This window comes from Leptospira ryugenii (assembly GCF_003114855.1).
GTDB classification, from domain to species: Bacteria; Spirochaetota; Leptospiria; order Leptospirales; family Leptospiraceae; genus Leptospira_A; species Leptospira_A ryugenii.
Genome location: NZ_BFBB01000002.1, coordinates 88107 through 112091 on the forward strand (window position 1 = coordinate 88107; position 23985 = coordinate 112091).

Annotated in this window: 23 protein-coding genes and 1 pseudogene; 13 read left to right on the plus strand and 11 right to left on the minus strand. The window is 39.9% G+C overall.

Annotated features, from left to right (window positions below):
• Positions 1-290: 290 nt before the first annotated feature.
• Positions 291-800 (minus strand): peptidylprolyl isomerase, encoded by a 510-nt coding sequence (locus DI060_RS01085; RefSeq protein ID WP_108973960.1) that lies wholly within the window; start codon positions 798-800, stop codon positions 291-293.
• A gap of 120 nt (positions 801-920) precedes the next feature.
• Here DI060_RS01085 and DI060_RS01090 point away from each other — a divergent pair, with 120 nt between their 5' ends.
• From DI060_RS01090 to DI060_RS01110, 5 genes are all read left to right on the plus strand, one after another.
• A complete protein-coding gene (locus tag DI060_RS01090) occupies positions 921-1487 on the plus strand; it encodes a rhodanese-like domain-containing protein (RefSeq protein WP_108972819.1) in 567 nt (188 codons plus the stop codon).
• Positions 1484-3532 (plus strand): AsmA-like C-terminal region-containing protein, encoded by a 2049-nt coding sequence (locus DI060_RS01095; protein WP_108972821.1) that lies wholly within the window; start codon positions 1484-1486, stop codon positions 3530-3532. The genes DI060_RS01090 and DI060_RS01095 overlap by 4 nt, the downstream gene beginning before the upstream one ends.
• Before the next feature lie 50 nt (positions 3533-3582).
• Positions 3583-3867 carry a TRL domain-containing protein gene (locus tag DI060_RS01100; protein ID WP_167836873.1) on the plus strand — a complete coding sequence of 95 codons (285 nt, stop codon included), beginning with the start codon at positions 3583-3585 and terminating at the stop codon, positions 3865-3867.
• A gap of 156 nt (positions 3868-4023) precedes the next feature.
• Positions 4024-5301 (plus strand): adenylate/guanylate cyclase domain-containing protein, encoded by a 1278-nt coding sequence (locus DI060_RS01105; RefSeq protein WP_108972825.1) that lies wholly within the window; start codon positions 4024-4026, stop codon positions 5299-5301.
• Entirely contained in the window at positions 5302-6108 is an 807-nt protein-coding gene (locus DI060_RS01110) for an alpha/beta fold hydrolase (RefSeq protein ID WP_108972827.1), read from the plus strand. It abuts the gene before it with no gap.
• Between the two features lie 11 nt (positions 6109-6119).
• On the opposite strand, the gene DI060_RS01115 is transcribed toward DI060_RS01110, so the two are convergent.
• The 3 genes and pseudogenes from DI060_RS01115 to DI060_RS01120 all read right to left on the minus strand — a co-directional run bounded on the left by DI060_RS01115 (position 6120) and on the right by DI060_RS01120 (position 9086).
• On the minus strand, positions 6120-7217 hold the full coding sequence (locus tag DI060_RS01115) for an ATP-grasp domain-containing protein (protein ID WP_439956882.1): 1098 nt from the start codon (positions 7215-7217) through the stop codon (positions 6120-6122).
• Between the two features lie 111 nt (positions 7218-7328).
• Positions 7329-7757: pseudogene (locus DI060_RS19355) on the minus strand (DedA family protein); the annotation flags it as partial.
• 24 nt (positions 7758-7781) lie between these two features.
• Complete coding sequence (locus DI060_RS01120) at positions 7782-9086, minus strand: pectin acetylesterase-family hydrolase (protein ID WP_108972831.1); 1305 nt, start codon at positions 9084-9086, stop codon at positions 7782-7784.
• Between the two features lie 114 nt (positions 9087-9200).
• On the opposite strand from DI060_RS01120, the gene DI060_RS01125 reads away from it, so the two are divergent.
• Both DI060_RS01125 and DI060_RS01130 read left to right on the plus strand, forming a co-directional pair.
• Positions 9201-9752, plus strand: coding sequence for an NAD(P)H-dependent oxidoreductase (locus tag DI060_RS01125; RefSeq protein WP_108972833.1), 552 nt, complete (start codon positions 9201-9203; stop codon positions 9750-9752).
• A complete protein-coding gene (locus DI060_RS01130; protein WP_108972835.1) occupies positions 9739-11613 on the plus strand; it encodes a monovalent cation:proton antiporter-2 (CPA2) family protein in 1875 nt (624 codons plus the stop codon). Before DI060_RS01125 ends, DI060_RS01130 begins: the two co-directional genes overlap by 14 nt.
• A 21-nt stretch (positions 11614-11634) precedes the next feature.
• Here the strand turns inward: DI060_RS01130 and DI060_RS01135 are convergent, their stop codons facing one another.
• On the minus strand, positions 11635-12861 hold the full coding sequence (locus DI060_RS01135) for a lipoprotein LipL46 (protein ID WP_108972837.1): 1227 nt from the start codon (positions 12859-12861) through the stop codon (positions 11635-11637).
• A 51-nt stretch (positions 12862-12912) separates the two neighbouring features.
• On the opposite strand from DI060_RS01135, the gene DI060_RS01140 reads away from it, so the two are divergent.
• The 6 genes from DI060_RS01140 to ychF are packed head-to-tail and all read left to right on the plus strand — an operon-like array spanning position 12913 to position 17980.
• A complete protein-coding gene (locus tag DI060_RS01140; protein WP_108973962.1) occupies positions 12913-14157 on the plus strand; it encodes an exo-beta-N-acetylmuramidase NamZ family protein in 1245 nt (414 codons plus the stop codon).
• A gap of 3 nt (positions 14158-14160) precedes the next feature.
• A complete protein-coding gene (locus DI060_RS01145) occupies positions 14161-14766 on the plus strand; it encodes an LIC_11883 family protein (RefSeq protein ID WP_108972839.1) in 606 nt (201 codons plus the stop codon).
• 2 nt (positions 14767-14768) lie between these two features.
• Positions 14769-15668, plus strand: a complete 900-nt coding sequence (locus DI060_RS01150) for a DUF2797 domain-containing protein (protein ID WP_108972841.1) — start codon at positions 14769-14771, stop codon at positions 15666-15668.
• Positions 15661-16320 (plus strand): RluA family pseudouridine synthase, encoded by a 660-nt coding sequence (locus DI060_RS01155; protein ID WP_108972843.1) that lies wholly within the window; start codon positions 15661-15663, stop codon positions 16318-16320. The genes DI060_RS01150 and DI060_RS01155 overlap by 8 nt, the downstream gene beginning before the upstream one ends.
• Positions 16321-16322: 2 nt before the next feature.
• A complete protein-coding gene (locus DI060_RS01160) occupies positions 16323-16832 on the plus strand; it encodes a hypothetical protein (protein ID WP_108972845.1) in 510 nt (169 codons plus the stop codon).
• Between the two features lie 50 nt (positions 16833-16882).
• On the plus strand, positions 16883-17980 hold the full coding sequence (gene ychF / locus DI060_RS01165; RefSeq protein WP_108972847.1) for a redox-regulated ATPase YchF: 1098 nt from the start codon (positions 16883-16885) through the stop codon (positions 17978-17980).
• 140 nt (positions 17981-18120) lie between these two features.
• Here ychF and DI060_RS01170 read toward each other — a convergent pair whose 3' ends face one another.
• From DI060_RS01170 to DI060_RS01195, 6 genes are read right to left on the minus strand one after another with little or no spacing between them, the layout of a single operon-like run.
• On the minus strand, positions 18121-18651 hold the full coding sequence (locus tag DI060_RS01170; protein WP_108972850.1) for a hypothetical protein: 531 nt from the start codon (positions 18649-18651) through the stop codon (positions 18121-18123).
• Positions 18652-19248, minus strand: coding sequence for an RNA polymerase sigma factor (locus DI060_RS01175; RefSeq protein WP_108972853.1), 597 nt, complete (start codon positions 19246-19248; stop codon positions 18652-18654). It abuts the gene before it with no gap.
• On the minus strand, positions 19208-20239 hold the full coding sequence (locus DI060_RS01180; RefSeq protein WP_108972855.1) for a hypothetical protein: 1032 nt from the start codon (positions 20237-20239) through the stop codon (positions 19208-19210). The genes DI060_RS01175 and DI060_RS01180 overlap by 41 nt, the downstream gene beginning before the upstream one ends.
• Positions 20236-21576, minus strand: a complete 1341-nt coding sequence (locus tag DI060_RS01185) for a CHAT domain-containing protein (RefSeq protein WP_108972857.1) — start codon at positions 21574-21576, stop codon at positions 20236-20238. Before DI060_RS01185 ends, DI060_RS01180 begins: the two co-directional genes overlap by 4 nt.
• Positions 21577-21578: 2 nt before the next feature.
• Complete coding sequence (locus DI060_RS01190) at positions 21579-22709, minus strand: cysteine desulfurase family protein (protein WP_108972860.1); 1131 nt, start codon at positions 22707-22709, stop codon at positions 21579-21581.
• On the minus strand, positions 22687-23958 hold the full coding sequence (locus DI060_RS01195; protein WP_108973964.1) for a hypothetical protein: 1272 nt from the start codon (positions 23956-23958) through the stop codon (positions 22687-22689). The genes DI060_RS01190 and DI060_RS01195 overlap by 23 nt, the downstream gene beginning before the upstream one ends.
• Positions 23959-23985 lie beyond the last annotated feature (27 nt).

A 23985-nucleotide genomic window follows, 5' to 3' on the forward strand; every position in this document is an offset into this window, starting at 1 on the left:
TGGGGGAAACAAATTCGTATTCTCTGCCTTCTACTTCATGCCAGATTGTATTGAATGGAAAGTCGGTAGTAAAGGGAGAGGGAGAGGGGGAAGGGAAAAAGGAAGAGGAAGTTTTTGGTTCTTCCTCGAGTAGATTTTTTTGGAGGGTTTTACTTTTGTAGGCTTATGTCCAAACAAAAGCCTAGCCTGTTTTTTTGCCAGTTGGACCTGGTCCAGTTTTTGTTGTGCTCTCTTCTTCATAAAATACTCCTTTGAAGATGATTGCAGATGAGAGCACTGGTTTGTTTGTTCTATTTTTTATCTAAGATTTGATTCCAATCCTCTACATTTGCTTTAGCTACATCTAAAACAGAATCAATGTCTCCTGATAGACTGATTGATTTGATTTGATCCCCTTGACGGATTTCATCTACCACTTTTTGGTCTGTCGCATCTACAACTTCTCCAAAAACTGTATGTTTTCCATCTAACCAAGGAGTAGGAACATGTGTAATGAAAAATTGTGAACCATTTGTACCTGGACCTGCATTTGCCATAGACAATCTGCCTGGTTTGTTGTGTTTGAGATCAGATGCAAACTCATCTCGGAATTTATAACCTGGACCCCCAGTACCAGTTCCCAAGGGGCATCCTCCTTGGATCATAAAATCTGAGATCACCCGGTGAAACTTTAAACCATCGTAAAACTTTCTTTTGGCGAGGTTGACAAAATTTGCCACCGTATTCGGAGTTTTGTCAGGAAACAGGTTCAAACGAATGTCACCTTTATTTGTATGTATAGTTGCGATTACATTGCCCATACGGACTACGTTCAAGGGCAAGCCAAGGTAGGCAAGTGAAAAAGGGGATTGAGATTCTCAACTTTCTGCTTTACAATCCATTTTAAAACTCCAAACTTAAACACTTGCGGAGGAAATGTTATGAGATATATCGTTTTGCTTTCCCTTTTTCTGGTAACTTTCGGAGCGACCCACGGCGAGAAAAAAAGAAAGACTTCCAAAATTCAAAAAAAAACGCAGATCCAAAATCCTTTGATCAATTATAATGACTTTCAAAAGATTGTGGACACATCCAATGTTGAGAGGGAAAAACACCGTTTAACGGAGGATCAATTTTTAAAAATGATGTCTGACCCAGAAACCATTATCCTGGATGCAAGGTCGGAACTTCGCTATAAAATGTTGCATGTCAAGGGTGCTGTAAATCTCCCCTTTACGGAATTCACCGAAAAGTCACTACAAAAAGTGGTCCCCAATAAAAAAACAAAGATATTAATTTACTGCAATAATAACTTTGAGGGGAGTCCGGAAGCATTTGCGGCTAAGGCACCTGCAGCCTCGCTTAACCTTTCCACATATACCTCTTTAAAGGCTTACGGATATGAATCTATTTTTGAATTAGGGCCACTTTTGGATATAAAGAGCACAAAGATACCTTTTGAAGGCAATGGATCTAGTCCAGATGAAGAACTGAACCATTCAAAATGATCCTCAAAAGGTTTTTTAAGTATATTAGTCTATTCTTATTAGCGATTCTTATTGTCATATCATTACTACTCATTGGTCTCAAACAAATTTTAGAGCAATCCACGATTAAGTCCTTTGTAAAAGTAAAAGTAGAAAATATTCTCAACATTACATTAAATTTTGAAACTGTGGATACAGTGATTTTTCCATATCCAGGTATCTCAATGCATGGGATAACTGTATTCGATGGAAAAGAGATTCTCAATATTGAAAATGTTACAGTTACATTTGATATTAGCCGTGTCATCAATTCTGAATTCCAAATCAGAAGTGTATCTCTTGAAAATGGATATCTATTGGTTGAAAGATTGCCGGATGGCAGTTTTCCATTGCAGACAAAGTTTAAATCAGATGCCGATGAGATTGAGAAAGGTAAAGAAACGGTAGAAAAAGGACCGAAAGAATTGTTTCGATTCTTACCCAAAACGATATCAATTCAGAATATTAGTATCCGTTACCAAGATGATTATTTCCAACAAAAATCCAATGTAGTGATTCAAGAATGCAAGGTATTCATCGACCGCGAGGATACGGAACTTAGCTTTACTTTTCTTGGTGACCTAAATCAAAATGCCTTAAACGTAGAATCCGAACTAACTTGGACAGAAAACCATTGGAAATTAAATTCTCTCGTAGCAAAGTCCCAGATTAAGTTTGTTGAATTCAAGATCGCTAATTTGGGTGATCTTTCACAGATCTTTCCCAAGGCGCATCTATCGGATTCTGTGTTGAACAGCGAAATCCATATCGAAAAAGGATTGGGAGAAACTGTCTCCATCCCTCTTTTGCAGGTATCGTTGCAAGGGATTAAAAACAAGCGCAATGAAGCATATCCTGAAATATCTCTCGAGTCCGATCTTTCCTTAAACGAAGTAGAGAACTATCTAAAAATAAACCGATTGAATCTTATCTACAAAGATGCTGCACATTTAGCAATCCAAGGTAAGTTATTAAAAGATGAGTCCAAACCATCAGAGTTTACCATAAAATCAAATGAGCTTGATATCGATAGATTGTCCCTTTTTTCCAAAGTATTTTCGGAGATGGACCTAAATCGGTCTGTCTATTTTCAGAAGCAGAGGAAAGAGGAAAGTATCGCACATAAATCTAGTCCAGAAGTTAAACCCTTTTCACCGACTATAAATTTCCTTTTGGATACAAAAAAAATAAAAGTTACAGGTAAGAATATCTCTTATCTAAAAGGATCAATTTCCTTGCAGAATCCAGTTCTCAAATTCAATCAAGTTTCTTTGGGAATATTTGAAGGAGAGGCAAATCTCACCGGGAATTTTCATCTGAAGTCTGGTTTTCTTTCGATGAATGCAAAGTTAGCTGGTATAAATATAGAAAAGGCGATCGGCTCAGTTACTTCCGATAAGCTACTGAAGGGAAAACTACGGTCCAATCTTTCTTTAGAATTGAATACGAAAGCAAAAGAGCCCAAACGTACCGTAAAACTAAGATCCGAATTTCACATTGGAAAAGGCCAGTTGTTAGGATATGCAAATTTTATCAAACCTGTCGCAGAAGTAGGAAAGTTGTTTAATTTTTCAGGAGCTAAAGGCGAAAGTACAGAATTTGAATCAATAGATGGCTCACTTTCGATGGCAAATCAGACTTTAACATTGCATTCATTTGAGATGCAAGGCATAGGACTCAATGCCCTTGGAAATGGTGTCTACAATGAAAATGGCAAAATTGATATGAAGTTTACGGTCGGGCTCTCAGGTATGGTGGGAAAGGCAGTAAAGCTTCCTATTATTTATAAGGGATACTATGGTAAAAATTTTGCCTATATAGATCCAGTTTGGCTTACTTATGTTTACACAGGAACTATGTTAGGTGGTCCAGCGGGCACCATTCTTGGCAGTGTTGCTGGAACTCGTGCCTCAGATGGCTTTGATAAATCCATTGACTTTGCAAAGGACAAACTCGGTGACCTTGGTGGTTTTCTGTTCGGAGATAAAAATTCAGAAATGAAAAAAGAAACTTCCAAAAAAAAATAGTAAAATAAGAGTATAGAACTAAATAAAAATTGAATTGGATGAATTGGAAAATGAAAAAACCCTTGCTCTTGTTTTTATTATGTTCTGCCTGCACAACCGTAGTGACAAATGTCAACAATACCACAAATTTGTCTGAGTTTAACGTAAAACAACTATCAAACTATAAGGTAGGGGAAACCTGTGCCATCTCGGTTTTGTCAGTTGGACCATTTGGCAATAGTTCTATCATCGAGACAGCCAAAACTGCCGACATTGGCAAAATCATATTTGTGGATACCAAAACGATCAATAACTTTGTCTATAAAAAACATTGTTTGGTCGTTTACGGTATTTGATCAGTTCACTCATGCCTAGGTTTTTTTTAGTCCAGTATACGCTACTTTTGAATAAATGAACCGAAGTCGAGTCGGAGTTTGTAGGCCTATTGTCCACACCCGCAAAAAGAGAAAAATGATTGTATAAAAGATAGAAGGGACTCAGACTAAAGGTAAATGGCTAGTCATTTAATTTCCATTATTTATTATCTATTTGGTGATCCGAAAAAGAATTCCTTAGAGCATCGTTTGTTCAATACCATTTCTCTTGTGAATGGGACATTGAACATATTCGGTGCGCTAGGTTCTTTTTATCTGGAGAATTTTTATATCATTTTTGCTCTGAATTTTATTTCAGGTCTCCTCTTGATTTACATGTACTATTTATCTCGTGTGAAGAGCATCTATTATGCATTGTATTGGCCTTTTAATTTAACGATTCTCATCTATCTCTCTGCTATGTGGTTTTTTAATGGTGGTTCCTTGGGTGGAAATCATTATTATTTCATACCAGCCTTGGTGATTGCAACGATACTCATTCGAGACCATAACATCTGGTTTTTATATGGATTTTACCTTTTAGTAACAACAGTGCTTTACAGTGTTGAATTTTTCCAAAGAAGTTGGGTGATCCCGTATAAGTCCGATCTGGATCGATATTTGGATGCTGGGGGAAACTATCTTTTTGTACAAATTTTAACTGGCATCTTAATTTTTATCTTAGCGCGAAATTTGAATATAGAACGAAAAAAATCAGATTCCTTACTCCTGAACGTCTTGCCAGAATCAGTGGCAGAAGAATTGAAACGCAATAACCATGTCGTTCCCGTTAGATATGATATGGTTTCCATTTTATTTACTGATATGGTTGGATTTACAAAACTTGCCGAGAAGATGAGTGCCGAAGAGCTCGTCAAAGAGTTAGATCAATATTTCAAAGGATTTGATGCAATTAGTACTCGCCACAATTTAGAAAAAATAAAAACCATTGGTGATGCTTATATGGCAGTGGGTGGTCTTCCCATACCCAATCCAACCAATGCCATAGATGCGGTGTTATGTGGGCTTGAGCTTCAAAATTATATGCTTCAGATGAAGCGAGAAAGAGAAGAGAAAAATCTTCCTGCTTGGGAGTTACGTTTAGGGATACACACAGGCCCTGTAGTTGCTGGTGTCATCGGTACTGAAAAATTTGCCTACGATATTTGGGGAGATAGCGTAAATATGGCAAGTCGCATGGAGAGTTCGGGAATCGTGGGAGAGGTCAATATTTCCCAAGAGACCTATGATCTAGTCAAAGACTTTTTTGATATTGAACACCGAGGTAAGGTCGCCGCCAAACACAAAGGTGAAGTAGATATGTATTTGGTAAAAGCAATTAAAAAGGAGCTGAGATACCCTGACCATCCGTTAAAAGCAAACGATGAGTTTCTCAAGCTATACATGTCGATTTAAATGAAAGTTTTTTTAGGATTCTTCGTTTGTTGCTTATATATATTTGGACAGGCAGCACTCTCAGGGGAATCTGTTTCACACTATCAGTTGGCAAACCACCACCTAGATTACATAGCTTGTCCAAAAAATAAAGTCCGATTGCTTGTCTTTATACATGGCTCCCCAGGAGCATCTTCTGATTATGAATCCTACTTGTTAGATACAGATTTGCAAAAGGAGTTTTGTTTGGTATCTGTGGACCGCCCAGGTTTTGGGAAATCCACTGCGAGTGATTGGAAACCCAACTTAGTTCAGCAAACAAATGCAATACGGAATTTGCTACTCCAATTTATCAAAGATAATAATCTAAGTCCGAAAGCCATCTATTTAGTCGGGCACTCATACGGTGGACCCTTAGCCTTTTTGTTGCGTGGATTCCATAATGAAGCTAGGTATGTCATCTTACTTTCTTCGCCTATGGACCCCAATTTGGAAGAATTGCATTGGTACAATCATCTGGCCGCCTATTCAGTGATCCAATTTGTTTTACCTAAGACCTGGATTCGTTCCAATGAAGAAATGTTTACTCTAAAATCGGATTTAATTTCCATTCGAAAGGATTCAAAACCTCTCCCAGAGGACATATTGCTCGTTCACGGGGAAAAGGATGGCTTGGTCCCTTTTCAGAACACGGAATATCTTGAGAAGCTTTATCCGAACTTGCCAAAACTTTTAATACCTATCTCGGGTGCTGGCCACCTCATCCCATGGCAGGAGTATGCTGCTGTTAAGGAGTCTATTTTAACATTTGTGAAACGCCACCGTTGATCTTGTAACTCTTAACCGAATTCTTTCGAAATAGGGTCTATCTGTTTTATATAATCCTGATAGGATTGCCAGAGAGCATAAAATTCTTTATAAGTAGCAAGAAGAGTCCCAGCCTCATGGTTTTTTTTGCCGATTTGGAACAAAAGTTTCCATTGTTGGAATAGGATGGAATAAGACTTCCAAATTGTAAACTTTGGATCATAGAGATTTGTGGATTCACTCATCGCTCCATTTAGTTCTATGATTTTAAATGAATGACCTTCTTTTAAATCGGATTCACTTTTATAACGAATGTCATACCTACCAAAGAAGAATCCATGGCAAGAAAGGGAAATAGTATCAATTGATCTTTCCAATTCTTTTGTTATCAAATCACTACCATCCTCAAACATACAACCTTGGATGTGATTACCAGTAAATCCAAGAGAAAATGTTTCACCCACTGAGAGGATCACATTTAGATGTTTTAGATTACGATCCAAGAAAGTATTTTTTTGGAACTTAAAGCGAGGATGTCTCTTTATCAACTCTTCTATCGTATGTTTGCCATCTCCAATCAGTACTGGAAACGTTTTCTTTGTGATCGAAAAGATTTTCCCTTGGTTTTCTCCTGGCATTCGGTAGTAGAATATACCAGCTTCAAAGGGGCCAGGGTGGTATTCTTGGAAGATATAATTTACATCGAGATTTTTTACAAAACTATCCAAATCACTTTGGTTTGCTATGAGTTTCAATCCTCTTCCTCTCTCACCTATATCGGGTTTTGCGATGATAGGAAATGGAGAGTTCAGTGTTTTTAAAAAATCATAAAGTTTGACGCTTGCATTATGTTTATCAGCCATCTCAAAGAGTGTGGCCTTTGCAATCCACTGAACAGGAAGAGATTTTAAGATCGAAAACTTTGATTCCATCATGATTCCTCCCATTGGAATGAGAGGATTGGACGCGGTAATCAATCGAATGGATCCATATCGAATGATAAGATAACAAACATAAGGAATGAGTGGAGTATAAAAAATGACGCTCGGCCAAAACTCAAGTTTAGGGATTTTCTGTATGCGAATCCAAACATCTTCTCTTCGATTCTTTTGTATGAGGAGAAGAACCATTTGGTAGAGAAGATAAATCGAGAAGATGGCAAGTAGAATCGATGCTGTCAATGAGTTGGAGGTATAGAATTTTTTAAAGGCTTGGCCATATAGAAAGGATAGGTAGATCAGAATAGGTGTCCAAAGCAAGGAAGCGATGAATGTGATGAGTAAGAAAGGTCCAGAGGACTTTGCAATCATTCCGGAAAATGTATAGATGGGAAGCCTTGTACCAGGAACAAAACGAGCAATGAATAGAGTGCTTAGAAATCGATGTTTAAGGCCATCAGCTAATCTTTGGTAAAGTCTTGAGTTTTCCAAAGCCTCTTTACGCTTCTTTTTCTTCAGAAGGCTTAAGATTTCTCGCCCAGTTAAAAAAAGAAGGTAATCTCCTAGAAAGATACCCAAAGTACAGGCAAGTGTTGCAGAGACTGGTTCCAGTTTGCCAGCCTGCACCAAAATCCCTACACTGATGCAGGTCAGGTCTTCGGAGAGCAGAGTGCTTAAGAAAATGAGGAAGAGTTTTTCAAACAATGGATTTGAAAATGGAACAAGGAGCAAAGAAATTGCTCCTTGGCAAATAGATTAAAAGGAACAACTAATCCCAGAGGGTGAGCTTGCCGTGGCAGGAGGACTACAGTTCCCGATAGATTTGCAATCTCGGTTTACCCAATCACTGTTGTTGGCAAGCATACCGCGGAGCCAAGTGAGGAGAGAGGACCCACCGGAAGACTCTGTATAAAAATTTGCACTCGTTGTGATGGTGTGTACATCCCCACCAGCAATGTAGTACCGGAAGTTGGAACTTTGCCCAGACCGAGTGATTATGTTGGTTCTTGCTTCAGTCACCCAGGTGCAAGAAGTACTGTCATCCACCTGTGATCCATCACTTTTACCCCATAGGTCAGTTGAGTTCGTATAACTTACGTTTGCTTGGATTCTTTTTTGGACATTAAAGAAGTATCTTTGGTTTCCATCAAAGTTTGTTGTATATTGCGCAACACGGCTTGATGGGTAGAAGTTTGCTACTTGTTTATAGAAATCACCCAATTGGATGGTGGCAAAGCTAGTGCTTGATACCCCAACCCAAGTGGGCACGTTTGCATCCGCCCCCCATTTATCCACGGGACCTTGCGCTTGGAAGTTTGTAGGGATCACTCCAGCACCAGCATCTCCTAGAACATTGACTTCATTATTAGGAAAAATTTCTTTGATGTAAGGGAAGTTATAGATAGCACCATAGGCACCCGCTGACTGACCTGTTACAAATATTTTATCGCCTGTGCCAGGTTTCCAATCCGTAGTTTTGGAAACGTAATCAATACTAGCAAGGAAGTTATCGAATCCTCTATGTTGTAAGGTTGTTGCCGTGTTTGTCGTCGGGTCCGTGTAGGTAGTTGCCTTGGAACCCCAAAATAAATCACCAGAGCAATAGGGAATGAATAGAACATTCCAATCTTTGAAAGGGTTGTTTGCATTTCTTTCTTCCAGGATTCCGTTGAAGGCAAGGCGCACGGCTAGTTCAGAAAGAATCTCCATCCGATTGAAATAAGTCGTTGTATTGGACCCAAAACAATTTTTCCCATCCCAACAAGCTCCTCCCCCCATGAAGTTGACGAGTAGATTTTTGCTAGTTCCTTTCTTTAAGTAAAATTTGAATGTCTGGTTGCCACTGACACCCGTACATTTTGGATCGTAGGTGATGGTTCTGTTTGCGTTTCCTCCGATCGTAATCGATCCTCGTGTGGGAGTTATTCCAATGTAGGGAGTTTGCAGAGCGGCAAGAAGGCCTAGAGCAAGCAATTCCTTATCGTCATTGTCTTTTTCCTTTTTACAAGAAGCCAAACTCAAGACGACTGATAAAACTGTGATCGATGTACGTATCTTCATAGCCGTAATCTTCTACAATTCAATTGGATTGGTAACATTTTTTTTTGACTCATTAAAAAAAATGATAAATGGATTGAGGAAACAGGAACAGCAATCAATTTCGTTAAGATTTAGATGAAGAAGATATTACATATACTGGTGCATCCAAACTTTGAATCATCTAAAGCAAATCAAATGCTCCTAGACTACATCCCTGACGTGGATTGTATCACAAAACATGATTTATATGAGAGTTATCCCGATTTTTTCATTCAGGTGAAAAAAGAACAGGAACTGTTGGTCGACCATGATTTGATTCTCTTCCAACACCCTTTGTATTGGTATAGCTCTCCTCCGCTTTTAAAGCAATGGATTGATCTAGTCTTGGAATTGGGTTGGGCCTATGGCGAAGGTGGAAGAGCTTTGGAAGGGAAGATTTGGAAACAAATCATCACGACTGGCGGCTCGGAGACCGCGTATACGCCAGAGGGCTTCCACAAAGCCTATTTGCATGATTTTTTGCTTCCTTTCAAACGTACGGCAGAATTATGCCGAATGGTCTATGAACCCCCCTTTGTCTTATACGGTTCTTACCAAAAGGGAGAAAAGGAACTTCACGAAACGGGCCAAGCCCTAGCTTCCCATTTACAACAAATCATTGAAGAGGGTTCGTATGGAAAATCTTAGTTTTTTCTTCCAAGCTATGGTCTATTTGGGCGCTGCCATTGTGATGGTGCCGATTGCACATCGCCTCGGACTTGGTTCCGTTTTGGGCTATCTCTTGGCAGGCATCCTTATCGGTCCCAGTTTTTTTGGCTGGGTGGGAGAGGAGGGTGAACATCTGCTCCACTTTGCTGAATTTGGAGTGGTGATGATGTTGTTTGTCATCGGACTCGAACTTGAAATTGATCTTTTGTTAAAACTCAAAAACTGGCTGATCGGTTTGGGTGGTTTGCAGGTGCTTGTGACCACTTTGTTTTTCACAGGGATTTCTTATCTTTTTACCAATCATTGGAAGGCATCGCTTGCGATTGGAATGATCCTTTCCTTGTCTTCAACTGCCATCGTCTTGCAAACCTTAAAAGAAAAAGGATTGATGAAGGCTGTTTCGGGCCAAGCTTCTTTTTCGGTTTTGCTTTTCCAAGATATGGCCGTCATTCCTATGCTTGCTATATTTCCATTCCTAATTCCACATGATCAAGTATTAGGCGATAGTCACTCTTCTAGTTTAATTGCTCACCTACCAGCTTGGTTACGTACTGTACTTATATCAGCTTGTATTTTGAGCATTGTATTTTTAGGAAAATTTGCTCTTAACCCACTCTTTCGTGTGATTGCTAAAACAGGACTACGAGAAATTTTTACTGCCGCAAGCCTTTTACTTGTGATTGGGATTTCACTTCTAATGACAAGCATTGGATTATCGCAAGCCTTGGGGACTTTTTTAGCGGGCGTTGTACTTGCTTCTAGTGAGTTCCGTCATGAATTAGAAAGTGATATTGAACCCTTTAAGGGACTCTTATTAGGTCTATTTTTCATTAGCGTGGGCTCTTCTATGGAGGTAGCCTTAGTGCTTTCATCCCCAGGGAAAATTTTGCTTGTGGTTGCAATGATGATGATAGGCAAGACCATCATTCTTTTTGTATTGGGAAAATTATTTTCATTCCCAAAAGATCAAAATTTATACTTCTCTTTAGCTCTTTCTCAAGTGGGGGAGTTTGCCTTCGTTCTCTTTAGTTTTTCGGAACAAAATGGAATCTTGGATAAAAACACAGTTTCACTCCTAGTTGCTGCTGTTGCGATTAGTATGGCTATGACACCCATATTTCTTTTGTTATACGAAAAGTTGTACCTTCCAAAATTGGCCACAAATTCTCAGAGTTCCAGAAAACAAGACCATATAGAAAACGAAGAGAACCCAGTCATAATCGCGGGATTTGGAAAGTTTGGGAATATGTTAGGTCGATTCTTGCGAGGTTCAGGTATACATCTAACTGTCCTTGATTATGATGCTGACCGAGTTGAAATGCTCCGTAAATTTGATTTTAAAGTCTATTTTGGTGATGCAACTCGTTATGAGCTTTTACTTGGTGCAGGTGCAGAAAAAGCTAAACTGATGATCTGTGCTTTAGATAGTTATGAAAAGCAGGTAGAGTTAATCCATACCGTCAAAAAACACTTTCCGAATTTGAAAATTTTAGCAAGGGCTGGAGACAGAGAAGAAGCATACGAGTTAAAATCCTTAGGTGCTGATTCTGTATTCCGTGAGACCAGGGAAACAGCCGTCGAAATGGGTATAGAGGCCTTGAAGTCTTTGGGATTTCGATCTTACCAAGCTAAAAAAGCAGCACTTACATTTTTGGACCATGACACACAAACGTTTGAAGAGCTTTACAAACACAGAAACGACCGTAAAACCTATATTAGTTTGGCTAAACAGAGGACTGCCGAGTTGGAAAGGCTGATGAAAGTGGATACTGTTAAAGACATCAGTGAAAATTCTGATATTTGGGGAATACTTGCGGATGATGAATTGCCAGTTTCTTGAACTGGCAATTCCAGGTAAAGTTTAGCGATTTTTAAATTCTGCTTCCACTACACCTCGTTTTGAACTTTTTATACTCAAAACTTTTTTAGAAAGGAACCGGAAACTAGAGTCTTTTTTATACATCAATTCTTCTGCAAACATGGACTCTTTCCCAGGGTAAGTCAATTCCCACTCTGATCCACTGGCTTCTGTTTTGCGATCATTGATTTGTTTGACGGAGGTATACTCACTCAAATCATTTTTAAAGTTAATTGCATCCTCTAAGTCAAGACCAGTAAATCTAAAGATCACAGTATTTTGTTCGGTTAATTTGAACCATTCATCTTTGATTTGTTTGGCGACTTTTTCTGATACCAAACTAGACCAATCTTTAGTGGCTTGGATTCTTGCAACATCTTGAGTGATGTCGGCACCTCTCCCTTCTACAGATCCAGATCCAAAGATTTTTCCATCTCCCCATAATTGTATGACACGGAAAGGACCAGTAGCTGCTGCACTTAAAAAGTCAGTTTTTTTGCCTCCTGGTAAGACGATTGGCTTTTGGTCCACTGTCTCCACCTTTCCGATGATAAGGACCTCAGCACCTGAATCTTGGGCAAGTGTAAGTAAAGGGCTACCTTCTTCTACAGACGTAAGATCCAATTTTGCAAGCGCTGGGTTCTTTTTTAAGAGTGCAGTCAATTGGGAGCTATCTACAACCTTGTTCCCTTTCTTTCTTAATTTCTCAATGAGCTCCGCCTCTGCCGTGTTTGTGGAAGAGCCTATGGGAAAATTTTTGCCTTGGATGCTAGATTGAACCAAAACTGCAATTCTAGGGTTTCCAACGTCATCAAGGAGGGCATCGACCGCTGTAGACAATTTGCTTGCCTCGACTTCACAGCGAACATTCAATCGGATCATATCTTGGGTGTCTAGTTTCCAAGTCTCTTCGCTGATGATTTCATATTTTTTAACAAAGGAGTCTGTTTTGCTGTACAACTTGGAGCCCAAGGATTGGCCATCGGCAACACCTGATTTCTCTGTCACTTGTTCCCCTACAAGTTTTCGGACGGCATTTAACTTTGCATCTTTCAAAGCCTTATTCCGAGCCAATGCCAAGTCTCCTTGGTAGATTGGAGCTTCACCCATTGCTGTGACTACATTTTCTGGGAGGGAAGCCGTCTTTTCCGCTGATGTGGAACTAACGCAACCAAAGAGGACGGTAAGTCCAAAAGCGGTTAAGAGGGAAGGAAGGTTTCTTATGAGCATAGAGAGCAATTCTCCTTGAAGATTTGCTATATTTTAAAATCTTCTCCTTACATGACCAAATACTTTTTTAGGTTTTTCTTACTCTTTCTTTTGGCTTCCTGCCAAGGGAATACCAGCCCACAATTCAGGATCCACCCTCAGGATGCAAAGGTGCGCCCGAGTTCTGAGGCATTTTTCTCTGAGGTTTTGCCCAAATTGTCTGGGAAAAAGGTGATGCTTGTCACAAACCCCTCTGGTATTGGAAACCAACCCCTACGCCTTGCCCAGGAATTTAAAAAACACCAAATCAAACTCGAACATCTGATTGGATTGGAGCATGGCTTTTTAGGTTTAGAAGAGGAATTTAGCCAGACTCCCGTTACGGTGGACCCAATTTTTTCCAGGCCACTCTATCATATTTATAAAATAAAGGAGGCCGAGTTGAAAGAACTAGTCAGGGAAGTGGATATTGTTCTCTTCGATGTGCAAGATGTTGGAATGCGTTGTTATACATATCTAAGTGTTTTAAAACGTTTGTTAGACGCTATGGACAATACAAATTCCCAAATGATTTTGTTAGACCATATTCATGTTGCAATGCACTTGGGTCCGAGGGGAGAACGCCTCAATCCACAACATAGCAATTTTGCAGCCGAATTTCCATCACTTCTCATCAGCGGAATGACTTTGGGTGAATCAGCAAAATTCTACAGCAAAGAGTACTTAAATGAACGTGTGCAAGTACAGGTGATTCCCGTTTCGGGCTATAAACGAGGGATGTATTTTGAGGAAACGGGACTTGCTTGGTACACTCCATCTCCCAACTTACCTATGTTAGAGACTGCTAGAAATTACCTTGCCCTTGTTATGTTGGAAGGAGTAAATGTTTCGGTTGGTCGAGGAACGCAAGCCCCCTTTGTGTATTTTGGCGCTCCATGGATGGCGGAACCACAAAAGCTTGCGGAGAGATTAGAAAAAATTGGAAACAAATCATATTATTTCACAAATGTATACTTTAAACCCACATTCGGTCCGCACAAAGGAAAGATTTGTTCAGGGCTTCGCATGAATTTGGTGCGCGCTGATTACGATCCCGTCGAACTTGCCTATGAGTTGATACGGATTATGAAAGAAACCTATCCCAATGACTTTCGTTGGAATAAAGGAAGCCAATACCATTGGGCTGATCAACTCTGGGGGAGTGACCACTTTCGGGTTTCCATCAATGAGGGGAAATCATACCAAGAGTTTGCCCAATCCTTACAAAAAACAGAAGAAGAGGAAAGAAATAGGATCAAACCTTATTTGATGTATTAAGATATGAAACCAAGATACCTTCCCTTTTACTTATTATTTTTTGTCTTTTCTCTATTTGCGACGGACCGCAGCTACCAAATCCAAGATATACCTCTTCAAAAACTCTCTAGTCAATTGAAGTCCATTGCCTTTGCAACGATACGCACTTCGATTCTGAGAGAGTATACTTTTTCTGATACGATAGAATTTAGATACGAACCTTGCCCTGATCACTTTCCTCGTCTGCCCGGAGATTTGCCGTGCAATCTCTTTCATTCAGAGATCAAACCAGAACCGGAACCAGAAAAAAATAAAGAAGAAAAGGATTCATCTCTGAATGCTTTAGACCCCGAAGTGCCTGAGTTAGAAGGAGGTCGGGTGAATCTTGTTTTTTCTAAAACAAGGTCACCAAATCTGAACGGTAAAGTTGCTAAGTTAGGTGAAGATGAGGACAAACTGTTACTCTTTTACTCAGACAAAGGTATACTCTCGCATTATCTGTATTTAGATGAGGTTGTGGTGTTCCGCTATCGAGCGAGTACAGAATCTCCTCAAATTGAAAGTATCTATCTTATCCAATTGGGTAAAGATCGCTTTCCTATCTCAGCAAAGAAGATATTATTTCCCTGAAGATGCAACAAATCAGCGGTTACATAAGGATGATGGACCATACTGGAATCAATCCGGTGGAATATAAATTTTGTTATGTGACGTACTCCGATGAGGCATCTGGCAAAAAGAAATCTGCCTGTCCGGCAACAGAACATAGTACAATGGAAACGGTTCAATCATGGATTGGCAAAAAAATCCGAATCCAGACAAATGGACAGATTCGCTGCACTATATGTGGAAAACCCACGTCAAAATCCTTCGGCCAAGGTGCCTGCTTTAGCTGTTTTTCGGAGAAGGCGGAAACGGATCTCTGCATCCTAAGACCAGAAACCTGTCATTTTCATAAAGGGACTTGTCGAGAACCTGATTGGGGAAAAACAAACTGTTTTAAGACTCATACGGTTTATTTTGCAAACTCAAGCGGATTGAAAGTTGGTATCACTAAAGAAAATCCTGTCTCAAACCGTTGGGTAGACCAGGGTGCAAGTTTTGGAATCCCTGTTTTGACAGTTGACTCACGTTATGCGGCAGGTGTGATCGAATCTTATTTATCTCAATTTATGCCTGATAAAACCTCATGGCAAAAAATGATCCAATCTGAGCCAGAATTCATAGATTTGCTGAGAGAAAAAAATAAATTTTTGGCTCACCTCCAGAAACAAACCTTTTATTTGAATACAACAGAAACTAAAAAATCGGAATTGATCTTCCAACCGGCGCCCGATTCTACGCTAACAGAGATTCGTTATCCCATCCAGGCATATCCCAAAAAAATCAAATCCTTAAAATTGAGTCCTGATTCTATGATTTTTGATCGGCTGACTGGTATCAAAGGTCAGTATCTTTTGTTTGAATCGGGTGCCATCAATATCCGCAGCCAAAGTGGACTTCAGTTTAGTTTAGAAGTATTAGATGAGTGAGACCACAAAAAACGAAATTCTTTGGCAAAACGAAATTTTACTATTTGCCAATAAACCAGAGGGCATTCCCGTTCATGAAACAAAAGACCCTAAACGAAAAGATTTTACAAGGTATCTCCAAGAAAAGTATTCCCTAGCTTATTTAAGAACTGTAAATCGACTGGACCTTGGAACAAGTGGCATTGTTATGTTCAGCAAAGACCCATCACAAAATGTATTTGTAGACGCCTGTTTACAAGCAGCAAAAAAGAAATATATTTTTATAGCTTCTGGACATCCGGAATGGACAGAACGTACGGAAAAAATTCATTTGAAAGAGACTCAAAAAAAAATGAAACTTGTCCATAGTGGAGGCAAACAGGCAATCACTCATTTCAAAGTCCTTTACCAAGAAAATGAGGATCTGTTTCTGGGAGGGGCAGAACTAGTCACAGGTAGAAGGCACCAAATCCGTATCACCTTAGCCCATTTAGGTCATCCTATCCTCGGTGATCCATTGTATGGGGACACAAAACAAAGTGAGAAAAGAATTTATCTACATTCCTACTCATTTTCTTCTGAATTCAATGGTGAAAGTCTCCATATCCTTTGTCCCATACCTTCTAGCTTCCAAGAAAGAATCAAAATCCCTGAAAGTTTGAACACGGAATAACAATGACCCCCACCTTCCAATCCTATCTCGACGAAAAGAAAAAAATCAAAAGATTGAATGCAATACGATTGTATTTCTATTTTTTGCTTTTGGCTGTTTTCTTTTACTTTTTATTTTCTGTTTCCTATATGGCAAGTCCAGTGATTGTACTATTCAATTATTTAGCCGTATGTACTTCCATCTTTGGGATTTTACAGTATAAGATGTATGAAATTCCTCGCTTGCTCCTGGAAGTTCAAACCAAAGGCAAAGAGGCAAATTTCTTTTTACTAAGCGAGACAGAGCGTCTCCAAATCCTATCAGCTCTTTCAGATTCTTTGAATTTGGAAAGAAAAGATATGGCTCTTTTGGCTCATGATCCAGAAGAGATCATCCAACACTTTCAACTCCATCTCAGAAAACCTTGGTACAAAATAGGACTATATGGTTTTTATCTCTATGCGTTTGCGATTTCATCTGGCATCTTCTATTTAGTATATGAGTATTGCCAGACTGGCTTTGATCGCTATTGAACTGAGGCATTTTTCCTTGTCTTAGGCACTTCCTAAAAAAATCTATCCCCATGGCTCTAAATTGTGGTATCGTAGGTCTCCCCAACGTCGGCAAGTCGACGATTTTTAATGCTTTGACAAAAGCTGGTGCTCAAATGGCAAATTATCCATTTTGCACGATCGAACCAAATACTGGGATCGTAGAAGTCCCTGACTCCAGGCTTGACCGTTTAGCGGCGATTTACAAACCCAAAAAGATCATTCCTACCACAATGGAATTTGTTGACATTGCGGGGCTAGTAAAGGGAGCAAGTGATGGTGAAGGCTTGGGAAACCAATTCCTCTCACATATACGGGAAGTTGATGCCATCTGCCATGTCGTGCGCGCTTTCGATGATGAAAACATTACACATGTGCATGGTAAAGTAGATCCGATAGAAGATATCACTGTGATCAATTATGAGTTGATTCTCTCTGATCTGGATAGTTTGGAGAAACAGCACCAGAGAATAGCAAAGAATGCGAAAGCAGGCAATAAAGAAGCCCAGGAAACAGTTTCCGTAATGGAAAAAATCATCGATGCCTTAAAAAAAGGTGAGCGTGCTGCCTCTGTTAGTCTTAGCGAAGAGGAGAAAAAAATTGCAAAGAAATTCAATCTGATCACCATTAAACCCGTACTATACGTTGCCAATATCAAAGAAAATGATGTTAAAAATTCGAACAATCCTCATTTAACAACTATTAAAGATTATGCTAAAAAAGAAGGTGCGGAGACAGTAGTTCTTTGCGGTAAGTTCGAAGAGGAAATATCAGGCCTCGAGCGAGAAGACCAAAAAGCATTTTTAGAAGAAATCGGTGAGACTGAGTCAGGTCTTACACGGATGATTCAAGCTGCCTACCGTTTGCTCGGCCTAGTCACCTTCCTCACAGCTGGTCCAGAAGAGGTGAGGGCCTGGACTACCAAACTGGGGAGCACTGGACCGGAAGCTGCTTCTGTCATCCATTCGGATTTTGAGAAAGCGTACATCAGAGCAGAGGTCATGCGGTTTGAGGATTTGGACCGAACTGGAGACCCACAAAAGGTAAAGGAAGAGGGGAAACTCCGCATTGAAGGCAAGGAATACACAGTTTCGGATGGGGATGTGATCTACTTCCGCACAAATGCCTAAAAAAAAGCCCGAACCTGAGGCTCGGGCTCTAATGAACTAGTTTGGAAAAGAAAGTAGGAACTTTCTTCAATTACGAACAAAGCCTACATTTATCCATTTCCGCTTGTTCTAGGATTATTGCATCGGTAAGAAAAAAAATTTCAAAAAGTTTCAAACAAAAGCTGGAGACGCGCAATCTCTCGGTTTTTTTCAAAGAAAACGAGCTCCGGGGAGGCTTCTTGGAGGATGGGAGTCTCGAAACTGGTCTCACGGCTCAAATCGGCTAGTGTCTCGATGGTATCTCCATCCAGTTTTAACTTCACTCGGTAAGGTTTTGGCTTCTGCATCTCGAGTGAGAGCTGTACTTCCGAGAGGCTGGGATTGGCAGTAAACAGAAGCGCAATGGTATCTTGCAGGAGTGGCCTTTCTAGGCGGTATACTTCGGTGCTTGTCCCACGGAACGCAATCTGAGTGGGTGGAATTTGGAAGGTTGCGAAGGAAGGGCCTAGCACCTCCATCAAACGATCTCGGAACCGAAAGAGGATGGTCTCTCGGTTGGACTCTTTGGGAAGGATCTGGTCTAAGATTTTCTTAGTGGTTTCAGGGTCTGCATCCTGGCCCTGGTCCATTAGATAGAGCGCTTCTTTCCATTTGAGTCGATTCATAAAGGATTCTAGATCACCTGCTTCCATTTAATCAATTTCCTTTTCTTGCGACTTTATTTCATCTTGGACGATTTTTTTTAACTTTTCTTTTGCTCGTTTTGCACGTGCTAATACGGTTCCCAGTGGTTCTCCTAAGATCTCCGCTATGTCTTTGAATTTATAATTTTGTAAACGAAGTAGGAGAATCTCTCGGCTGTTTTCATCGAGTCTCTCCATTTGGCGAAGGATCTCATCTTGCTCTTCCAATACAAAGTACTGGTCTTCAGGTTGGATCCTTTCGTCAAGAATCTCAATGGTTTCGTCCAAACCAATGCCTTCTCTGTAGTCCTTCTTTCGCAAAACACGTGTTTGGGATAGACTAACATTCTTTGCAATCTCACTTAAATAAATGATAAAGGCAGGCGGGCTTTCACCTTTGAATCTTCGGAGCAATTGGTAGTCGTTGTGTGTAAGTCTTAGGTAGACAAGTTGCACAGTATCAGAAACTTCTAAGGATGGTACGTAATGGGCTACAGTACCCGTGATCAATCTATGAAACCGTCCAATGAATTCTTTCCAGGCAAATTCTTTACCTAGAACACAATCATCGATGAGTCCTCTGATCTCCTCTTTCTTTACTTCCATAGGATGCTAACTTTCTACAGGTTTGTAAAGATTCCTGAATTCGTCGTGTAAAATGATGAGAAGAAAAGAGATTTTTGTGCAAAAATTGACTGACCTGAAAGAGTTCCTTTGGTTTGGCCTCTGAGGCTAAGTACGGAAACCGTTGGTAGTCCTGTAAAAAGCCAGAGAAGACAGATAGACGGATGCCAGGTGCATCTAATTTGATCTCATTTAGGCAGTCCTTCCATTCTTTTATTTCGGTTTTTAAAGGTTCTTGCAAAGCAGGATGGCTTAAAAAATAAGCGAGTAAAGTTTCTAAAGTTTCCTTGTTTCGTTGATTCTCTAAACTGCGCTTTTGAACAGAGAAAAGATTTTGGTGAGAGTAGAGGAATGTTTGGAAGAGTGATTCTTCTTCCTCCCTTAGATCCTTTACCATCTTACGTAGCAAAGAGAGTTTGCGCTCAGGGTTCATGTCAACATACACCAGCTCGTTGATCGTTTGTGTGATCGCTTTCTCTTTGGAAAGGTAAGAAATTTGGCCAGTCTGGTAGAAGTTTGAAAATCGGTAGACTCGCTCTTCCCAAGCAGAGTATAGTTTTTCCAGGATTTCCTTTGCATCTGCAGTATCTTTCAGTGAACCAATGATTTCCAATTTAGGGAACTTTGTGATTTCAAAGAGCTTTTGTTTTGCCGCTGTTTCCAATTGAGGCCATTTTTTTTTGGGACTTATGCGGCATTCTTTCAATAGGATCATTGATTCTACATGAGAAAGATGGTACATCATGTTCGCGATGGATCGTAAGGAAGAGGACTCACATCTACTCAGTAAAAATTCTCTTTCGGAACGAATTTCTGTTTCAAGATCTTCCGAGAAAGCCTCTCCATACACTTCACTCACCTCGGAAAGGGGTAGATGGTTTTCCAGATAGTCCTTCCATAAAATGGAGAAACTATCCTCTGCAAAGACCGCATGGGCCAAAACGAAAAGAGTGAAATAAAACCAAATCCTCATTCTTGGCCTGTCGTCATCTTAAACTGATAGAATTGCATTTCTTCATTCATATTTGAGCCAAGGATGTCTTCAATGATTTCTATCCTTTCTTTTTTTGAGTAAATGGGATGTTCATCTGTCAAAAAACTGCGTAAGGCATTTCTAAACTTTGTCAGATTGACTTTGCTAATTCTTTTCTCTAAGCTAAGATTTGCCTGAGATTCTTTTGGTTTGGCCTCTTCTAGCAAAGGTCTTTCTTCTTTTTTTGGTTCGTTCAATTCATTCTTTTCTTTTGGCAGAAAATACACTCCCAAAAGAAGCAATAGCCCCAATAAAAATCCGAAGACATACTTTCGATTTGTGCTTTTTGTTTCAGGAGCAAAAAAAACTAAAGATAACAGTGCATGGGCATTTTGATATGGATCAGAGACTAGTATATCTTTTGTTTTGCGGTATGCTTGGCTGATACTTTGGGAGATTAGATATTCTCTCCAAAACTTAAGGCTTATTTCTTTTGCTGTCTCTGTTTCGATAGGGGTTAAAAAGCCGATCACATACTTAGCTCCTGCTTTTAAAAACTGGCTCGCGAGTCCAGATTGTTTTGCTCCTTCATAGGCAGAATAACAGCTATTGATGTATGCACAATGGATATGGCTTAAATTTGCTTGCCCAATCTCATTTTGAAGTGACTTTCCTTCTGAAGGAAAGGGAATGCCATTGATATCGCTGTGACCTGTGTAGTGAATAAGATCAGAAGAAAGAATTTCTTCCCAAAATTTTGAAATCTTACATTGCTCTTTGGGGATTCTTTTATATTGGAATCTGGTATCATCCTCGAATAGGAGGGACAGGGATTTTGCTTCTTGTTTGACCGACTCCTCTAAGTTTGGTAGCACTGGGTTTTCCAAACACAAAAACTTCTTTGGTTTTGCTTGGGAATGGCCAATCGCCTGTCCCCGTATCCCTCGGTAGAAAAAGGGGTATTCATAAAAGTAGGCTTTTTTTGTCTTTAGGATCTCAAAGGGTATAGAAAAAAACTCAGGGTCTGATTGCAGAAATATTGGTTCACGGAAGTTCTTTGACTTCCAGGGAGGAATTTTTTTACCAAATAATATTTGTTCTAAGGTGTCTGATTTTTTTTGCAATAAGTTAAACCATTCTTCGCGCTTAGGTTTTATAGATTGTGTTTTTTGGTAAAACCGTATCCATTCTTCATAGAAACTCCAGAGTGATAGCCCATCAATATAGTGGACTTCTTCAACCGGTGAGAAGAGAGAAAGATCATCCCAAATCAATTCTCCATCAAACGAGTTTGGTTCACCAGAACGGCTCGGTTTAGCAAGTACTCGTACAATCATGATTAAGAGAGGCGTTCCAGGATTTCTTGGCTTGATCTTAAAAAAGTTTCTATCTCTTCTTCCTTTGAAAAAATTCCCGTTGAAACACGAATACAACGCAATGCCTCTTCTTCACTATACTGCATCGCGAGGAGAGAACGGGATGCTTCTCTAGATCTGGATTTGCAGGAACTTCCTGTTGAGACTAGGATTTGTCTTTCTTCCAAACCCATGAGGAAGAAGTCGACCGCCTCTATGGGTAGGAGGATGAAACTGGTGTTGGGTACTCTCTTCTGGTCTTTGGAAATGATCTCCGCCCCCATAGATTCAAAAGTCTCTTCGATTTTCTTTTGAAATCCTCGGAGTATTTCATTTTTTGTCTGCAATTGGCTGAGTGTTCGTTCGCTTGCGAGTTTCATCCGCAAAATGGCAGGCCAATTTTCTGTGCCTGCTCTATGGTTATTCTCTTGGTTCCCGCCAGAAAAAATAGAAACATTCTCCGGTAAGCCTTTAAAACCAGTGAGGGCCGCACCCATTCCTGCTCCTATCTTATGCCCTGAAAAACTAAAGCCTGCCAGAGCATCGAAGGGAACTTCTATTTTTCCAAAGGCTTGCATCAGATCAGAATACCATTTTGTTTGGTAGACCTTTGTTAAATTTTGAAGAAAATCTGCATCTTGTACAACACCAGTTTCATTTCCAACAAGGCTTATGATAAGGGGTGCTTTTTTTTCCTCCAAAAGATTTTGGAGGTGTATATCGTCTAAAATTCCGTTACGATTTGTACGTATGATACGAAAGTCACCAAAGAAATGTTCTACGGCAGAAAAAACACTGGGGTGTTCAAACGGACTGACTATAGGTGAGGCACTTTTGCCCCATTCTTTTGCGATGGCTGACAGCAGTAGGTAGTTGGACTCTGTTCCCGTTGATGAAAAAACTAAATCTTTTTCGATAAAGCCAGTAATCTGAGAAAAATACTTGCGAGCTGATTCAATTTTGCCTTGGTTTTTTAGAGAAAATCGAGTCATTCCCGAAGGGTTATAAAACTCTTCCGTATATTCCTTTTCGACTGATTGGTAAATATCAGCAAATGGAGGGTGCGTGGCATTGTAATCCAAATAGATCAGATTATTTGGTATCGAGGAGTTCATCTGCTTCTTCGTATCTTTTTAGATTTCTAAGTACAGAAACTTTTGTTGCATTGTATAAATCTAAGATCCTGGGTTTTGCTCCGCCTACACTACGTTCGTCGACATTTCGAAGTTTGGGTTTTAAAGAATCTAAAATTTTTAAAGATTCTTTGTTTTCATTTAATTTGGAATGGCAGATGGCAATGTTTAATTTTGTTTCAAATTCATGTACGAGAAGGATATGTTCAGGCACATCATCTGCATCGCTTAATTTACTGATGTTTGATGCGGTGGTATATTCCTGTATCGCCTTTCGGTAGTAATCAGGATTTTCTTTGCCGATTTGGAAAAAAAGGTCAGCTCTGCGCTGGGTGAATTTTAAAAATTCTTTACCTTCGTTCCCGACAAGGAAGAGAATTCTTGCATACACGGCGTCCATCTCATATGGCGAAAATTGTTTCATTCCAGTGAGGAGGATTTGGCGGAGTAGGCTCTCTAAGTAAGCGTTTTGATCGACATCGGAAAACGATCCTGATTTGATAATGGATAGGATCATAGCCAGTTTTTGGAATTCAGATCCTTCTACGATCTTTGTAGGAATTTTTCCCTCTTTATCTAACCTCTCATAGATAATCTTTTCTGTTTCCAACATATGAGTTTTGTAAGCGAGGAGGATTTCGCTCGGTCGACAAACTGCCCAGGCAACCTTTTCAATTTTTTTCGGGACTTCTAGCTCCGGTCCAGAGAAGCGTAAGGCACGTTTGTAATAGTCCAGTGCTTCTAAAACTGCTTCTAGGTGTGAGTTCCAATACTCTTTCGGATGTGGACCAAGCGATACTTGTCCACTTGCTTCTCTCTCAGACTTCGGAAATAATTTTGAGTCCCAAGTTTGTGATTTTTCAAGCCATGTTGGCTCTAAAAAAATTTCACTTATGTGTTCGTGGGTCGTATAATAGAGGCAAGCTTTTTCCATCAAACCCAAGTCAAGTGGAAGGACTTGGCCACTCTGGCTCTCATCTCCTGAAAACAGATTGGAGATGGATTTGTACCAAGGATCGTTAGCCTTTGCCCGCCCTTCGATGATCTCATCCCCTTTTTGCATCAATTTGTGAGCGATTCTCGGATTTGGGTAGCCTGCAAAGCGGTTGTACCAGGCATTGATCGTTGCTAGGATAACGTCATTGTTTTGAAGAATGATCGGGAAAGTGATTGCCCAGACAATGAGAACAGCAACTATGTATTTTATATTTTCACGGAATATCTGGTTCAAGGAAGATTCCTTTACCCGATGTTTACC

What these genes read in the sequence shown, in the direction of transcription:
- DI060_RS01190 (WP_108972860.1), bottom strand. Translation starts at nt 22,709, where the DNA reads ATGAACTCCTCGATACCAAATAATCTGATCTATTTGGATTACAATGCC.
- DI060_RS01135 (WP_108972837.1), bottom strand. Translation starts at nt 12,861, where the DNA reads ATGCTCATAAGAAACCTTCCTTCCCTCTTAACCGCTTTTGGACTTACC.
- DI060_RS01095 (WP_108972821.1), top strand. Translation starts at nt 1,484, where the DNA reads ATGATCCTCAAAAGGTTTTTTAAGTATATTAGTCTATTCTTATTAGCG.
- DI060_RS01100 (WP_167836873.1), top strand. Translation starts at nt 3,583, where the DNA reads ATGAAAAAACCCTTGCTCTTGTTTTTATTATGTTCTGCCTGCACAACC.
- DI060_RS01090 (WP_108972819.1), top strand. Translation starts at nt 921, where the DNA reads ATGAGATATATCGTTTTGCTTTCCCTTTTTCTGGTAACTTTCGGAGCG.
- DI060_RS01140 (WP_108973962.1), top strand. Translation starts at nt 12,913, where the DNA reads ATGACCAAATACTTTTTTAGGTTTTTCTTACTCTTTCTTTTGGCTTCC.
- DI060_RS01180 (WP_108972855.1), bottom strand. Translation starts at nt 20,239, where the DNA reads ATGAGGATTTGGTTTTATTTCACTCTTTTCGTTTTGGCCCATGCGGTC.
- DI060_RS01085 (WP_108973960.1), bottom strand. Translation starts at nt 800, where the DNA reads ATGGGCAATGTAATCGCAACTATACATACAAATAAAGGTGACATTCGT.
- DI060_RS01105 (WP_108972825.1), top strand. Translation starts at nt 4,024, where the DNA reads ATGGCTAGTCATTTAATTTCCATTATTTATTATCTATTTGGTGATCCG.
- DI060_RS01145 (WP_108972839.1), top strand. Translation starts at nt 14,161, where the DNA reads ATGAAACCAAGATACCTTCCCTTTTACTTATTATTTTTTGTCTTTTCT.
- DI060_RS01115 (WP_439956882.1), bottom strand. Translation starts at nt 7,217, where the DNA reads ATGGTTCTTCTCCTCATACAAAAGAATCGAAGAGAAGATGTTTGGATT.
- DI060_RS01125 (WP_108972833.1), top strand. Translation starts at nt 9,201, where the DNA reads ATGAAGAAGATATTACATATACTGGTGCATCCAAACTTTGAATCATCT.
- DI060_RS01185 (WP_108972857.1), bottom strand. Translation starts at nt 21,576, where the DNA reads ATGATTGTACGAGTACTTGCTAAACCGAGCCGTTCTGGTGAACCAAAC.
- DI060_RS01160 (WP_108972845.1), top strand. Translation starts at nt 16,323, where the DNA reads ATGACCCCCACCTTCCAATCCTATCTCGACGAAAAGAAAAAAATCAAA.
- DI060_RS01155 (WP_108972843.1), top strand. Translation starts at nt 15,661, where the DNA reads ATGAGTGAGACCACAAAAAACGAAATTCTTTGGCAAAACGAAATTTTA.
- DI060_RS01130 (WP_108972835.1), top strand. Translation starts at nt 9,739, where the DNA reads ATGGAAAATCTTAGTTTTTTCTTCCAAGCTATGGTCTATTTGGGCGCT.
- ychF (WP_108972847.1), top strand. Translation starts at nt 16,883, where the DNA reads ATGGCTCTAAATTGTGGTATCGTAGGTCTCCCCAACGTCGGCAAGTCG.
- DI060_RS01175 (WP_108972853.1), bottom strand. Translation starts at nt 19,248, where the DNA reads ATGGAAGTAAAGAAAGAGGAGATCAGAGGACTCATCGATGATTGTGTT.
- DI060_RS01150 (WP_108972841.1), top strand. Translation starts at nt 14,769, where the DNA reads ATGCAACAAATCAGCGGTTACATAAGGATGATGGACCATACTGGAATC.
- DI060_RS01170 (WP_108972850.1), bottom strand. Translation starts at nt 18,651, where the DNA reads ATGGAAGCAGGTGATCTAGAATCCTTTATGAATCGACTCAAATGGAAA.
- DI060_RS01120 (WP_108972831.1), bottom strand. Translation starts at nt 9,086, where the DNA reads ATGAAGATACGTACATCGATCACAGTTTTATCAGTCGTCTTGAGTTTG.
- DI060_RS01110 (WP_108972827.1), top strand. Translation starts at nt 5,302, where the DNA reads ATGAAAGTTTTTTTAGGATTCTTCGTTTGTTGCTTATATATATTTGGA.